This window comes from Pseudomonas sp. NFACC45 (assembly GCF_900113505.1).
GTDB lineage: Bacteria > Pseudomonadota > Gammaproteobacteria > Pseudomonadales > Pseudomonadaceae > Aquipseudomonas > Aquipseudomonas tehranensis.
This window is the reverse complement of sequence record NZ_FOPO01000016.1, coordinates 76716-91172: the sequence shown is the minus strand read 5'-3', so window position 1 is coordinate 91172 and position 14457 is coordinate 76716. Positions and strand designations below refer to the sequence as shown.

Annotated in this window: 10 protein-coding genes and 1 other RNA gene; all 11 read right to left on the bottom strand. The window is 57.2% G+C overall.

What is annotated here, in order from left to right; translation table 11 throughout:
• Window positions 1-161: 161 nt before the first annotated feature.
• On the bottom strand, window positions 162-2390 hold the full coding sequence (locus BM132_RS25930) for a Mov34/MPN/PAD-1 family protein (protein WP_092459632.1): 2229 nt from the start codon (window positions 2388-2390) through the stop codon (window positions 162-164).
• Window positions 2387-3568: a ComEC/Rec2 family competence protein gene (locus BM132_RS25925; protein WP_092459630.1), complete on the bottom strand. Its 1182-nt coding sequence runs from the start codon at window positions 3566-3568 to the stop codon at window positions 2387-2389. The genes BM132_RS25930 and BM132_RS25925 overlap by 4 nt, the downstream gene beginning before the upstream one ends.
• A 759-nt stretch (window positions 3569-4327) precedes the next feature.
• The gene (locus BM132_RS25920) at window positions 4328-4573 is read right to left on the bottom strand and encodes a hypothetical protein (protein WP_092459628.1); all 246 of its coding nucleotides are present in this window, start codon (window positions 4571-4573) and stop codon (window positions 4328-4330) included.
• Window positions 4574-4877: 304 nt separating this feature from the next.
• A complete protein-coding gene (locus BM132_RS25915) occupies window positions 4878-6038 on the bottom strand; it encodes an STY4528 family pathogenicity island replication protein (protein ID WP_092459626.1) in 1161 nt (386 codons plus the stop codon).
• Between the two features lie 139 nt (window positions 6039-6177).
• Window positions 6178-7434 (bottom strand): integrase domain-containing protein, encoded by a 1257-nt coding sequence (locus tag BM132_RS25910; protein ID WP_092459624.1) that lies wholly within the window; start codon window positions 7432-7434, stop codon window positions 6178-6180.
• A 183-nt stretch (window positions 7435-7617) separates the two neighbouring features.
• Window positions 7618-8011, bottom strand: a transfer-messenger RNA (tmRNA) gene (gene ssrA / locus BM132_RS25905).
• 96 nt (window positions 8012-8107) lie between these two features.
• Entirely contained in the window at window positions 8108-8395 is a 288-nt protein-coding gene (locus BM132_RS25900) for a hypothetical protein (RefSeq protein WP_092459622.1), read from the bottom strand.
• Between the two features lie 98 nt (window positions 8396-8493).
• The gene (locus BM132_RS25895; protein WP_092459620.1) at window positions 8494-11361 is read right to left on the bottom strand and encodes an FAD-binding and (Fe-S)-binding domain-containing protein; all 2868 of its coding nucleotides are present in this window, start codon (window positions 11359-11361) and stop codon (window positions 8494-8496) included.
• On the bottom strand, window positions 11358-12029 hold the full coding sequence (locus BM132_RS25890) for a LutC/YkgG family protein (RefSeq protein ID WP_092459618.1): 672 nt from the start codon (window positions 12027-12029) through the stop codon (window positions 11358-11360). Before BM132_RS25890 ends, BM132_RS25895 begins: the two co-directional genes overlap by 4 nt.
• Window positions 12026-13495, bottom strand: a complete 1470-nt coding sequence (locus tag BM132_RS25885; protein WP_092459616.1) for a LutB/LldF family L-lactate oxidation iron-sulfur protein — start codon at window positions 13493-13495, stop codon at window positions 12026-12028. The genes BM132_RS25890 and BM132_RS25885 overlap by 4 nt, the downstream gene beginning before the upstream one ends.
• The gene (locus BM132_RS25880; RefSeq protein WP_092459614.1) at window positions 13492-14316 is read right to left on the bottom strand and encodes a (Fe-S)-binding protein; all 825 of its coding nucleotides are present in this window, start codon (window positions 14314-14316) and stop codon (window positions 13492-13494) included. The genes BM132_RS25885 and BM132_RS25880 overlap by 4 nt, the downstream gene beginning before the upstream one ends.
• Between the last annotated feature and the right edge of the window lie 141 nt (window positions 14317-14457).

Below are 14457 nucleotides of genomic sequence, written 5' to 3'. Positions count from 1 at the left end.
CCCCCTATTAAATGAATAAGTAACCCTCTTGCCGGTCTGGCACAAATAGCCATTCACCGGAAAGGTGAAGCTTGTATGAAATATCGAACACATCTCGTGTAGCGCCGCCTCCCACTACTCAAAAGAGGGAGGCTTATATTTAAACTATTACCTAGAGCTTTTTAGGTGACATAGACACCCAAGTCCGTATCCGAAACGATCAGCATCACCGCTGGCAGACCTTCCACCCTCATCCTGCTTACCAAGGAGGTAAACAAGATGTGATCGTCGGCACTGGGCATAACTGAGCAACTATTGGGATGCGAATGCCAATCCCCTACGTAGTCGACGATGCCTGCGGTGAGGTCATGCACTTTCTTGAGCGCTTCCAATTGCCCTTCTTTACCCCGGATAAAGTGGGTGGGGCTCGACTCGCTGTCCTGTGGCGGTGGCATGGTATCCACGAGGACGATGCTCTTACTTTTCAAATCAGTGATGCCGAGAATTGAGCCTCCGGTTTCGTGGGGGAGAGCCGAAAGCCTCTGTGCTTTGATCTTTGCGATGAGGCCACCGTCGTACTTCACCGACCATTCGCCAACCTTCGCGCAAGTGACTGGGTGAACCTGCGCCTCGTGGGATTCGACGCAGCCTGATTCGTCATCCAAGGTTGAAATTAGGATCTTAGCTTCGGTACCGGTGACCACCTTGCGCAACCGCCGGGAAATCAAACCTGCATGGACATGGATGTTCTCATTGGACATGCGGAACGAGACATCTCGACAGCCGCCGCCCACCCACCGATTGCCCAGATGATCTACGAGATGGGTCTCTCCCCAAGCGCTGCTCAATATGGCCCGATAGTACTGGCCCTCCAGGGCATCGACACGCTGCAGCCGCGCCGAGTCTTCGAGCAAGATGACGTTGGACATCCCGGACGGGGTAAGGAAAACGCTCGCGATCCGAGGCGCCTGATCCCGTAGTGCCAAGTCACGGGGCGCAGCCAGCGTCGTCGTTGCGTCTATCAACAGGTCGGCGTGCTCGATGGCTTCGTGGATGCGTGCATCATCGGCCAGAATGCCTTTGGAGATAGCGCATGGAACCGGCTCCCCTGGATAGATGTGTCGCATCATCTCTTGGAGCACATCCGCTTTCCGAAAGCCAACATAGTCGTCGCAAGCGACGTGCCTAGCCACGTTATGCGGTAGCAGCAAATCCGGGTCTACAAACGTCCAGTTCCCCCAGGCCAAGCGAGTCCAGATGTCTGCGAGCATGCCACCGAGTGCTCCTGTTCCAGCCAGCACGCCCTTGAATGTCGCAGTAGTGGGGTCGACTGCAGACAGGTCTCTGGCAAACTCCGCGTTCAAGGAGCCCCGCACCTCAACCGGTCGAACGCCAAGGCCTTTCCAGGTCTCTCCTGTGTAACCTCCAAGCTGCAGAGCTGGATAATAAACACCCTGGGCGGTTGGCGGTGCCAGCATCTCGAATGAGGCTGCCAGATCAAACAGATTGATCTCCAGCATGTAGCCTTTGACATCCGTTCGATCCACTTCGCCATTGCGAAGCCTGGGTACCCAGGCCAGGATCAAAATCCCTTGTTTATCGCTCTGGTCAGATTTACGGAGCCCACTGGATGCTGCCTCGTGCACAGTGTCAGCGAGATGCTTAGACAGCTCACTGCCCCACTCAACCAACTGATCATGCAATTCACCCAGGTTGGCCGGGAACATGACTACCGAGGTGGGTTCGACAGGCTTTACCATGATATTGAGTAACTGGTAACCGGCTTTTTTGGTTGATGCGTCGGAATCGACAACCGCACGTAGCGTGATTTTCCCGATGCTATCGGTCATCTCGACGCGCAGCTTGCACTCACCGTTAGCCAACTGCGTGGGATCCAGTGCGGGCAGGATGAGCTGGAAAGGGCTTTCATAAAACATCTGCTCCAGCGGCTGATCGTCGCGGTGCAGACGGAGCTCCGATGACTCGCGTAACCACCAGAACAGCCGCTCCAGGAAACGTTCAGCTGTCCAGATTCTCTCGACGCCGCTCCAATCTACGTCGTAAAGGCAGAGGATCTTGGGCATACCCGGCTCCGAGCGGTGGAGGTGCGACAACGCGGGAAAATCCTCGCGCAGTGCATGCGCCGTCACCGGGACACGAAGGCGTGGATTGACGGCAATTGCCAACGTCTCTACGCGATGGACTCCCCCTGGGTTCTCGCCAACGATAGTCCCGTCGCCCGCCTCGATCACGACGTACTCCGTTACTCCGCCGGCTTCGTTTTCCTGCCGAAGCTCCAGGAACTCGACGCCCGAGAACCTTTTGCATGCCTTTACCAATGCTTGGGTGCAGGCATGAATAGGTTCGGGCTGCTCGCCCATTGGCTCCCCCACCACGTAGAAACTGGTCATTTATTAAGGACACCTGCGCGAGGTGCAGCGGCTGCTGCAGCGGACGTGGCAGCGGCGGCAACCGCTACCGCCGCTTTGATCACTGAACCGTCAGATGCTGACTCCAGTTCAAGCACACCCTTAGAACCGTTCTCTTCCGTGCAGGCAAACCAACCATCGACATTCCGCAATATCGCCTTGTACTCACGTTTGGCGCGGATGCAGGGTGGGTCGTTGAAGTCGTCGACGATTTTCTTGCTACTGGAGATAATCGTTGCTGACTTCTTTGCCTGGCCCAGGGCATTACGTGCAGCCTCTGAAACCTTGGCGTTCTCGCCTTTGCCCGACCAGCTATCCCACGACAGGGTGTGCCATGAGCAGTGGTGCGGTGCGAGCAGCAAATCATAAGCGAGGGTCTGTGGGTCGTTCTCGAAACGTTTCCACATCCGCTCCCAGATCAGAACCTCGGCATCGCCACCTACCAGGAACCGGGTACGCTTGCTGCTAAAGACAGATGGCGTGATTTCCAAGTTCATGACGATACTGGACTCGTTCTTGGTCAGATCTTCTTCAAGTTCAGCGTCATCCTCATGAGGTGCCGGAGCCAGAAGCTGGGCCCGGAACATCGACGATGTAGCACCATCGATTGCGCTGAACCATTCGCCTGACTTGACCAGGATCGAGCGTAGGTCATCGGTCTTGCCTTCGATGTCCTCGCCCATGATCTTGATGCGATTGCCGCTGGACGCCCAGCGGTGATCACGCCAGTACTGAACGCGCCGACGCGCCTCTTTGTTAAAGGCACTCGCATCATCGCAAAGGGTGTGGTTTTTCGACCGCCGCCTGAAGACCAGAGGCGACGACCAGAGTTCACGGATGATGATCCGCTTTTCCCAGCGATCCAGTTTGTCATCCGGGTATTGGTCAGGCGGGCCCAGCCAAAAATGCTTGCTCAGACCACTACAGTGATCCTTGTCTGGATGGCTCAACATGAATGCATCGACGAAAGGACGATTATTAGTGTCGTACATCACCCGCTCGCGCAGCGCGCGAGCCACATCGGGGGTATCATCATTCGGCTCATCAGCCTTCGCCCGAACATGGCAATCAATCAGGATGGTTGTTACGTTGAAATCTGCCAAGCGCACCAGAGTCATATCCCCGTTATCTACTTGGAAGAAAGAAAATTTAGCTGGCACTCGTACCTCCTTGCGCTATCTGCAAAACAGCATCTCAGAAAAAGCTGGGCACCATTTTCCATGCGCAGAAGAAAAATTTATGTATAAAACACCGTCCTTCAAATAAAGGCGGAGCACGAATGAAACTTCCTTTGGCGAGCTGTATTTACTCAATATGTGCTTAGTGCGGACTTCGTGAGAGTCGGGGGGGAGAATTTAGTCACCGACCGGCTGAGCACCGGATCGGTATACTGAACGAGCATCCTCAACGCCCATCGCCCCATCGATTAATTCGCTGGCGCTATGGGCAGGATCGCCATTTGGCTATCCGCACTCTCCTATCCTCCACAGAAAAATCCGTTTCTAAGTCACCGAAAAACACAACATATAGCGCCTCTTCCAAGTGGCCACTACAACATATTCAAAAAGCGCGGTGGCTGCAAGCGGTTGCCATGCGAATAGCTCGCGCCTAAATTGAATTTGGATCCAATTTTTTAACTGTACGGATGCACAGACCGCGTGCTTCAAGGGGTTACCAGATTTCACTTGAAACTTATTGTTACAAATTGATCTGGCTGGCCGGTGTAGGCTCTGCGGTGGCTAAAGTCGCAATCAATCAGGTGCCGGAAAAGCGACATATTTTTCTGTCAAATTTATGGCAAAAAAATTATTGATTTAGTGATTTAAATAACGATTGGCGCGAACTATTACCGGGACACAAGAAAAAGCCATCTGCCCTAGAGCAGATGGCTCCTAGTACCAATGGAAAAGGTGGTCTGGTTAATGAATAAACGCGACCGCGGCGAAGAGAATCGCCACCGCGAGGAAAAGCATAACGCCAATATTCATAGTAAGACTCACCTCAAGCTGAGATAACGTTGCCCGAAACTGTGTCATGTCGGAATCGGGCTTAAATGCAGGAGATGGATGCAGAGCAGTCTCCATGGCTTGGATTACTGATTCAATTTTCGGCTCAGGCACGTTAATCGCTTTCAGTGCTTCATACATTGCTAGTCGAATTTTCATTTAGGCCTCCAAAAACAAAGAAAGGCCTGCCCCAGGACGGGGGAGGCCCGTCGTGGGTGGGATGGGATAGCTTGCTTCCTTCGACACTCAAGTCGACTGTCCGCGCTGCCGGAAGTGATGCGGTCATTGGGCGGATCCTGCGGAAAACCGCAGCGCCGTCTTGATGATCCTGACGGCTGATATGCAGTCGTGAAAGTGCTCCCACGGACATTTTCTGTCAATTCACAAACCGGCTATCGAGTGTTACCAGATGTTGGGTAATAGCACCGGACATTCATGAGTTTACAGGCGTTGAACGTCCGCCCTATGCAGGGCACGCCTGCCACCCTTTGTCTTTCATCACCTGTGCCGCCAAGTCTCCAGCGCCCCTAGGACCGGCCAGGATTTCTCGCATGTTGGCAATGTGTGGCCGGCCAATTTCGCGCCATGCCGAGCGCTCTGGTGGCTTCTTGAGCGCTTCTGTGCGAACGCGGGGTGCGGGCGGCATTGCAACTGGGTCGCCAGCTTGATTCTGTTTTTTGCGGCCGGCCCACAAGTGAAACTCGCCGGCCAACACACGCTTCGCTAGGGCGAAGAAATAGGCGACGACATTGCGTACTGTGCCGCTTTGGCTGCGTGCCTGTAGTTCGTCCAGCACGTCCTGGCGATGGTGTGAGGGCAACCGTTTCAAAGCCATCAGCACGTCTCTTTGCTGATCTGCTTTAGCGCTGACCAGGCATGGCGGCAAGGTCAGGGGGAGTGACGATGAATCGCTTGCCTCACGCGTATGCGCGCGGTACGTACGTTCTTTTTTGTATAAATACGTCTTATACGTACGGTGTTGCTCTTGAGGTATCTGTCGGGTCTGTTTGGTCTGCTGTGTAACGGTCGATCTGTTTACGGAAGCAGTAGGTGCGGATGTTCGGTTGAACCTAGAACGCTTTCGCGATGGCGCGGAGGGCGGTGGTTCATCGTCTTTGTTCCGTTGCTCCCGAATGGCAATGGGGGGATGTTCAGGCGTCTGCTCAAAAGTCGCCAGAACGTGCTCGGCAAGATGCTTGATTTGTTTGTTTTCATGGCCGATGCAGGTAGCCATAAGCTCCTCCAGGCTGTCGTCGAGCGCACAGGCTTCATGGAAGCTTAGGGCGCGCTCATTGACCCGATACAGCACGCTTTGAACATTGCCAGTCAGGAGATCGCAATGTTGCCTTACGAAGCTGATCCATCCTGTAAGCCGCAGTACCGCTAAAGCGCGCCAAGCGGTGGCAGCGCCAGCTCGCTGCCCACAGGGAGTACACGTGAGATAGCGGCGCAGCTGCCCCATATTCACTAGCGGACTGAGGCCATCAGTGGTGCGAAGCATGCGCAGGACCTGCCAGCCATTGCGCTCCAACGGGGTAAGACGCCGATCGAGCATGAGCGCCGTCAAGGTAGCGCTCAGAGCATCTTGGTCTTGTGAGTTCTGGTGAGTGCGTAGGTCTGCCATGAGATGACTCCAAGGTATGGGCCACGACGGCCCGTTCCTCTGCATCTCATCGCGGATCAACCTGCATGTAAGTCGACAATACGATTTGCATCACCACCGGCTTTATCGCTGTTCCGTATCAGCCGATGGCAGTCCTTCATCAGCGTATGGCGACGACTTTCCGATCGCTGCTTTCGATGGTTGCTGATACCGAGAGATTGCCGGTAGATGCTCCCTGGATGTGTTCACTCCACCACTGCATCATCGGCCGTCTGCGCTCAATGTAGTCCGCTCGGTTATAGGCGCTACGTACCTCGTCCTTATCGACGTGGGCAAGCGCAACTTCGATCAGCTCTGGGTCCCAACCCTTTTCATTGAGGATGGTGCTCGCCATCGAGCGCATTCCATGACTGACCAGACGCCCTTCGAAGCCCATCCGTTTCAACGCCATGTTCGCGGTCTGGCTGTTGCAATGGGTGCGAGGATTACGGTCGGCGGGAAACACGTACTCCCTGTGTCCGCTGTAGGGCTTGATGGCTTCCAGGAGTGCCAAGGCCTGATCCGTGAGCGGGATGATGTGTGTGCGACGTTTCTTCATGCGCTCCGGTGGAATCGTCCAGATCTTCTTCTTGAAGTCAATGTCAGCCCATCGGGTGGTCGCAGCTTCTGCTGGCCGAGTCATCGTGTGGAGTTGCCACTCGATGAGGCAGCGGGTGGTTCTTTTGATGCTGGCGTTGGCAATTGCCACCATGAGTTCATTGAGCTCATCGGGGGGCAATGCCGGCATGTTTTTCTTCTTTGGTTTTTTGAAGACTGAACGAATTCCGCTCAGGGGGTTGGCATGAATAAGTCCGTAGTTCACCCCGTAAGTCATGATTTCGTTGAGGCGTTGGGTCAGGCGCTTGACCGTTTCCAAGCTTCCTTTGGTCTCAAGTGGCTTAAGCAACTTGATGACCTGGGGAGCGCTGATTTCGGAAATTGGGGTCGCGTGTAAATCCGGGAAGATGTGCAGCGTGAGCGAGCGCCAAATGTCCTCAGCGTAGGCGGTTGTCACGGAGTCTTTCTTCAGCTCAAACCAGGCCGTCGCCACGTTTTGAAAGGTGTGCTCTGTCGCGGCTTTTTTCGCTTGGCGATCGGCATCGCGCTGCTCTTTCGGGTCCAGTCCCTGGGCGACCAATTCCCTGGCCTCAACGGTGCGTTTTCGCGCTTGAGTCAGGCTGAGCTCAGGGAATGTGCCCAGTCCCATGTTGATCCGTTTTTTCGTCACGGGATGGACGTAGTTGAAATTCCATAGCCTTGAACCATTGGTTCGGACTCGCAGCTGGAGGCCGTTGCCATCGGTCAGTATGTAGTCCTTGGCTTTAGGTTTGGCGGCTTTGATTTTCAGGTCTGAAAGGCGTGTGGCTTGGGCTCCCATGGGTACTCCAACGCTGTTTGTGTATTCCAAAATTTACCAGCTGCAGGCTTGGAATACGTCTTGGAATACATTTCAAAATGGATCTGCGTGAAGTGCTATGGAGCCCGATGGCGCTGAAACCCCCGTATTTACTGGGTTTCAGGCACAAAAAAAGACGTCCGTGGACGTCTTTAGATGATGAAGTGGTGGAGCCGGGGGGATTTGAACCCCCGTCCGCCAGTACTCCGCTGTCGGTACTACATGCTTAGCCGTGTCTATTAAGTTAACCCTCAGCGACCCGACGGGCAGGGTGCTTTGGGCGAGTTGTGTAAGTTTTAGCCGATTCGTCCACAACGTACTGCACGGCGATTCCGTTCTATATGACAATCACTTTGGGTTTACGGACATCCCCTGGTGATTGCTGGACCCGAAGGTACCAGAAGGGAAGGGCTAAGGCTGCTTACGCAGCGAGAGCGTATTCCCCGTAGGTTTCGTCATTGGCAACTATAGGAAGTTGCAACAGTGGATTTACGAGTTCTGTTACCAACTCGGCATGCACCTAAAGTTTCGCAACCGGCGTCGAATCCTAAACGGCCCCGAGCCTGTAGCTCCGTGAATCAGCTGGAGCGACAAGCCTGTGCAGTGTACGCCAATCCTCGTCGAAGGCCAACCCGAAGGTTGGCCGGCCGCGAGGTTACTGCTGATCGCCTTTATCGTTGTTCTCCAGTTTTTGCAGGACCTGGTTGGTCAGCGAGATGCAATTTTCGATGCCTTTCTCGGTGCCTGTCGCCTGCTCGGCCTTGGCTTGACCCACTGTCGCGGTAACCTCGGTCTTCAAGCCTTCGCTCATTTTTTGAGCGGTGGTCATGTTGTTGTCAATTTTTTGCAGATTGGTATCGCAAAGGGTTGTTTCCGCTGCAAACACCGGAGAGGCCAACAGTGCCGCGGAAATGAACAAGCCAGCAAATGCGGTGCGCTTCATGTGTATCTCCTTGAACGTTTGGTCTCGGTGCTGGCGGACGGTCACGGCCAGGACCCGAGTCAATGAAGGGCCCGACGGCGTCGGGCCTATTCAAGTGACTACAGCGACACACAGGAATTCGATTTTTCTTCGGGTGCGATGGGGAACCCTTCACCGTCGGCGGATTTGGGCCGGGTGACGCGGTCTACCAGATACACCAGGCCGTGGTAGTCGATTTCGCCATGGCGCGTCAGACCGATCTCGCAGGTGCGGCTGGTGGAAACGCCTTCGCTGCAATGTTGTACCGCGTCCTTGAGGGTTCGCAGCGAGTGCGCGTTGAGCTCCGGTGTGGTGAACCCCTTGTCGCCGGCAAACCCACAGCAATGGATGCCTTCGGGGATCACGACTTGCTTGCTGCATTTGCGCGCCAGGTCGATCAGCGCCTGGCTCTCGCCCAGGTGCTGGGTACTGCAAGTGACGTGTACGGCAATCGGTGCATCCTGCGGGGTGAATTCGAGACGGTCCATCAAGTGCGTACGAATGAAACGCACCGGATCGTACAGGTCCAGTCGAACATGCCCCAGGTCCTGGACCAGCCGCAACGTGCAAGGGCTGGTGTCGCAGTAAATCGGGTCAATCCCGCCGCGGCTGGCGTGGAGCAGGGCGCCGATCAGCTCCTGGCGCTTGTGCTCGGCCTGTTCCGCGTAGCCTTTGGAGGCGAAAGGCTGGCCGCAGCAGAGGCTGTCCACGTTGTCTGGGAAGACCACCTGATAGCCGGCTTTTTCCAGCAGTCGTTGGGTTTTTTCGTACAGTGACATCTGTTCTTTATCACCCGCCGCTGGAGCCATTGCCCGCGACACGCAGGCGGCCAGATAGACCACGCGCGGGCGGGCGTCGGACACGGCCGGGATGAAGCGGATGGCTTTTTCCGGCTGAGGCATGGCGTTGTCCCACTGAGGCACTTGGCCCTTCGATAAGCGGGTCAGGCCGGCTGACAAGCGAGCCAGGCGCGGCGCGCCCAGCAGCATTCGGGCGCCGTTGGCGACGTGCAGGGTAAAGCGTGCCCCTTGCAGTGCAGTGGCGAAATGGCTTGCAAGCCAGTCGGCGGTTTTCGTACGTGTGGCGGTACGCGCGCGAAGCTTTTTCACCAGCTCGCCAGTGTTGATACCGACCGGGCAGCGTTGTGCGCATAAGCCGGTGGCGGCGCAGGTGTCGATGCCCTGATATTGATAGGCCGTTTCCAGTTCTGAAGTGTCGATGCCTGCGCGCTTTTTCGCCTGGATGTCGCGCCAGATCACGATGCGCTGGCGCGGGCTCAGGGTCAGGTCTTTGGACGGACAGACCGGCTCGCAGAAGCCGCATTCGATGCACTTGTCCACTATCTCGTCGGCCGCCGGCAGCGGCTTGAGGTGCTTGAGGTGGATTTGTGGGTCTTCGCTGAGCACCACGTCCGGGTTGAGGATGCCGTTAGGGTCGAGCAGGCGTTTGAGTTGCCACATCAACTGGTAGGCGTCGCTGCCCCACTCCAGCTCGACGAATGGCGCCATGTTGCGTCCGGTGCCATGTTCGGCCTTCAGCGAACCGCCGAACTCCACCGCCACCAACTGCGCCACGTCATCCATGAACGCCTGATAGCGTGCGACTTCTTCGGCGTTGTTGAAGCCTTGGGTGAAGACAAAGTGCAGATTGCCTTCCAGCGCGTGCCCGAAAAGAATCGCTTCGTCGTAGTGATGTTTGTCGAATAGCTCGATCAGGCGGTTCACGCCAATGGCCAGTTGCTCGACCGGAAAGGTCACGTCTTCGATGATCACCGTGGTTCCGGTTTTGCGGACCGCGCCCACTGCTGGAAAAGTGTCTTTGCGGATGGCCCAGAGTCGGGCGTTTTCTCGCGGGTCTTCGGTGAAGTCGACCTGTTTTTCCACAGGGAAACCGGCCAGCGATGCCATGATCCGGGCCAGTTGCTCTTGCAGCAAAGATGACGAAGCCGCGCGGGATTCAATCAGCAGGGCGCAGGCATTTGTCGACAGATGCTGTACGAAATCCGGCATGCCCGGTTTGTCCTGCACCGAACGCAAGCTGCGCCGGTCCAGCAGTTCCACCGCCGATACCGGTTGGCTTTTCAACACCGTGACGGCGTTGCAGCAGGTTTCCACGTCCGGGAAGACGATCAGCGCCGAGGCTTTGTTCGGGTGATCGATGACGGTGTTGTAAGTCACCGCGCTGATGAAGCCGAGGGTGCCTTCGGAACCCACCAACAGGTGGCTTAAGATCTCCACAGGCTCGTCATAATCCACCAAGGCATTGAGCGACAGGCCGGTGGTATTTTTCAGACGGTATTTGTGGCGAATTCGAGCCGCCAATTCGGTGTTGGCGCGGGTCTCGCGGCCAAGGGTTGCCAGACGTTCCAGCAGTTCGCCATGGCTTGTACGGAAGGCCGCCACGCTGGCGTCATCTTCTGTGTCCACACGGGTGCCATCGGCCAGTACCAGGCGAATGCCGGCGAGGGTGTGATAGGTGTTTTGCGCTGTGCCGCAGCACATGCCGCTGGCATTGTTGGCGACGATGCCGCCGATTTTGCAGGCGTTGATCGATGCCGGATCGGGGCCGATCTTGCGGCCGAACGGTGCCAGCCAGGCATTGGCCTGGGCGCCGATCACGCCGGGCTGCAAGCGAATCTGCATGCCCTCTTGGCGAATCTCGCGAGCGTTCCAGTTATCCCCCAGCACGATCAGCACCGAATCGCTGATGGCTTGGCCGGACAGGCTGGTGCCGGCCGCGCGGAACGTGACCGGAACCTGGTCGCGTTGGGCCAGTTGCAGCAGTGCCACCACTTCGTTTTCGGATTCGACGCGTATCACCAGTTTCGGAACCAGCCGATAGAAACTGGCATCGGTGCCGAAGGCCAGTGTCGACAGCGGGTCGTCGAAACGTCTTTTTGCCGGGATCAGTTGTTGTACATCGCGCAGGAACGGGGCCGGGAGGGTCATTGGTCCTCCAGAATCAAAACCACCAGATCCTTCGGACCATGGGCGCCATAGGCCAGCACTTGTTCGATGTCGGCCGTCTTGGAGGGGCCCGACACCAGCAATGCGTTGGTAGGCATGCCTTGGGCCCAGGCGAACTCCTGCTGCACTTCATAAAAGTTGTCGCGGATTTCGCTGGCCTTGAGCAACGCGAAATGCACTGGCGGAACCAGGCTCATCAGCCGCGGTTCTTCCCGCGTCGGCCAGAGAATCAGGCTGCCGGTCGCGGCAATGGCGCCCAGAGTCGCGGTCAGGCTGGCGGGGGTGTCGTTGAACAGCTCGGCTTTCCATTCCTCCACCGGGCGGTCGTAAGCCTTGAGGGTTGGCAGCCCGGGATTGTTCGCCCAGAACTGTGTGATTTTTTGCCCGTGCGGCGTCGTCGGGGCGATGAGCAGGCTTGGCAATTGACGGTCGCGCAGCAACTGAGCCAGCAGCGCAGGCCAACCTTCGCCAGACGTCAGGTGGATTTCAGTGTGCACCGCTTCCATCAGTTTGCGCAGTTGAGCGATGCGCTCTTCGGGGGCGTAGCGATAGATTTTCGTCACCAGTTCGACATCGAAGTTGTCGGCCACTGGCGTGGTGCCGGTCAGGCTTTTACGCAGCTTGGCGAGGATGTTTTCCTTGGCGCTCATCGACGGTCTCCCTGCTGGTTCAGGTGTTCGCGGGCCAGGTCATGCAATGAGCGGGCGGCGGGTTTGGGGGCGCTGTGGTTTTGCGTCCAGGGGCCGACGTTAGCGGGCATCAGGGCGCGCAGGCGCGTGGCGAGGAAAGCGAACAGCCGATACAGGCGCGGTGAACTGTTGAGTCGGGCCCAGGCGTTCCAGATGAAGCGCTCCTTGGGCGAATACTTACTGCCCTGGCCGCGCATCACCGGGTTCGGACTGTCCGGTGCCTTGACGTTTTCTTCGCGCAGGCGCCGCAACAGCGCCGGAATTGGAATCTTCACCGGGCACACTTCGCCGCAAGCGCCGCACAGCGAGGAGGCGCTTGGGTGGTCCGGCACTTTGGCCAGGCCGACCATGTGCGGCGTGATGATTTTTCCGATAGGCCCTGGGTAAACCTCGCCGTAGGCATGACCACCGATTCGGGTGTAGACCGGGCAATGATTCATGCAGGCGCCGCAACGAATGCAGTTCAGGGTCTGGCGCAGTTCGCTGTCGGCAAAGGCCTGACTGCGCCCATTGTCCAGCAGCACCAGGTGGACTTCCTGGGGGCCGTCCAACTCCTCGGCCTTGCGCGGGCCGGAGATCATGTTGACGTAGGTGGTGATCGGCTGGCCGAGGGCCGAGCGGGTCAGCAGCGAGAGCAGCGGCACCACGTCCCGCAGGTTCTCCACGACTTTTTCAATGCCGGTCACGGCAATGTGGACCGGTGGCACGGTGGTGGACATCCGCCCGTTGCCTTCGTTTTCCACCAGCAGCAGTGTGCCGGTTTCTGCCACGGCGAAGTTGACGCCGGAGACGCCGATGTCAGCCTCGAAGAACTTCTGCCGCAAGACCTTGCGACCGATCTGAATGAGTTGGTCAACGTCCTTGGTGTACTCCACGCCAAGTTTGTCGTGGAACAAGGACGCGACCTGACCGGCGTTCTTGTGGATCGCCGGCATAATGATGTGTGAAGGCTTCTCGTGGTCGAGCTGGACGATGTATTCCCCCATGTCGGACTCGAGACATTCGATGTCCCGACCCTCGAGGAAATGGTTCATCTCCATCTCTTCGCTGACCATCGATTTGCCCTTGATCACTTGCCGCGCCTCGTGAGCGCGGATGATCGAGAGGACGATGCCATTGGCTTCGTCCACCGTTTCCGCCCAGTGTACTTTCACACCGTTGCGGGTCAGGTTGGTTTCAAGCTGCTCGAGCAGGTCGGGCAACTTCGATAACGCACGAGCGCGGACGGCATTGCCCAGCACGCGCAGATGTTCTCTTTCGTGGGCATCGCTGAAGGACGCTGCCCGCTTGGTCATCAGTGAATCCATCGCTGTGCGAAAGTTATTTCGCAGTTGCGTGTCGTCCAGCGCCTTATGGGCTCTGGCGCGAAAATCTTCCTGCGCCGCAATTGGCACTTCAACGGTCGGAATCAGCGTCGGTGTGCTCATGCGACACCTCCGGTGCGCTGCCAGAGGAAGCTCGCCAGGTGCTGGCCGCGTAACGCCTCTTGCTGTTTCTCCAGTGCGCCGTTGATATTCATCAGGCAGCCACAGTCGGCACTGACGACCTGGTGCGCGCCGGACTCCTTCAGTGCGCGGGTCTTGTCGGCCACCATCGCGCCGGAAATATCCGGCATGCGAACGCTGAATGTCCCACCAAACCCACAGCATTCACTTTCATGGCTGTGTTCGACTCGCTCCACGTTGTCCAACTGCGCCAGCAAGGCACGGCCATGCAGGTGGGTGTTCATTTCCCGGCGTGCCGAGCAGGACGTGTGCAGCGCGATCTTCACCGGCTCGCCACTGTCCTGAAACTGCACCTTGCAGACAAATAACAAGAACTCGGCCAACTCATAGGTCCGGGCCGCCAGGGCCTGGACCTGTTTGAGCGTATCGGGCTCGTCCTTGAACAGGTCGGCGTAATGCTCGCGCAGCATGCCGGCACAGGAGCCCGACGGCACCACCACCGGATAATCCCCGGCAAACAACGCCAATTGCGCCCGGGCTACCGTCCGGGCCTGATCGGTGTAACCGGAGGTGTACGCCGGTTGCCCGCAACAGGTCTGCCCTTGCGGGTAGTCCACCTGGATCCCTTCGCGCTGCAAAAGATGAATCGCGTCCATCCCGGCTTCGGGATAGAACAGGTCCACCACGCAGGTTCCGAACAGGTAAACCCGTTCGGGCTTGTTGCTGGGGTACTGCCGAGGCTCGGGCAATGGCGGGGCGACACGGGTCGCATTCGGCACGGCGTTGTAAAAAAGCTCGCTCATCAGGCGTGTCTCCGGGTGGTCCCGGTTATCCGTCCGCTGAGGCTGCTGAATATAGATAAGGAATCTTTCAGCAGCCTTGCAGACCCGGTTATCAATAGCAGACGCCGAATCGTGGTTCGGCGTCGTTCTTTTTCGGTGTTA

Bases quoted from the DNA above. Each gene is read 5' to 3' on its own strand.
- BM132_RS25910 (WP_092459624.1), bottom strand. From the start codon at position 7,434: ATGGGAGCCCAAGCCACACGCCTTTCAGACCTGAAAATCAAAGCCGCC.
- BM132_RS25900 (WP_092459622.1), bottom strand. From the start codon at position 8,395: ATGAAGCGCACCGCATTTGCTGGCTTGTTCATTTCCGCGGCACTGTTG.
- BM132_RS25885 (WP_092459616.1), bottom strand. From the start codon at position 13,495: ATGAGCACACCGACGCTGATTCCGACCGTTGAAGTGCCAATTGCGGCG.
- BM132_RS25920 (WP_092459628.1), bottom strand. From the start codon at position 4,573: ATGAAAATTCGACTAGCAATGTATGAAGCACTGAAAGCGATTAACGTG.
- BM132_RS25880 (WP_092459614.1), bottom strand. From the start codon at position 14,316: ATGAGCGAGCTTTTTTACAACGCCGTGCCGAATGCGACCCGTGTCGCC.
- BM132_RS25930 (WP_092459632.1), bottom strand. From the start codon at position 2,390: ATGACCAGTTTCTACGTGGTGGGGGAGCCAATGGGCGAGCAGCCCGAA.
- BM132_RS25915 (WP_092459626.1), bottom strand. From the start codon at position 6,038: ATGGCAGACCTACGCACTCACCAGAACTCACAAGACCAAGATGCTCTG.
- BM132_RS25895 (WP_092459620.1), bottom strand. From the start codon at position 11,361: ATGACCCTCCCGGCCCCGTTCCTGCGCGATGTACAACAACTGATCCCG.
- BM132_RS25890 (WP_092459618.1), bottom strand. From the start codon at position 12,029: ATGAGCGCCAAGGAAAACATCCTCGCCAAGCTGCGTAAAAGCCTGACC.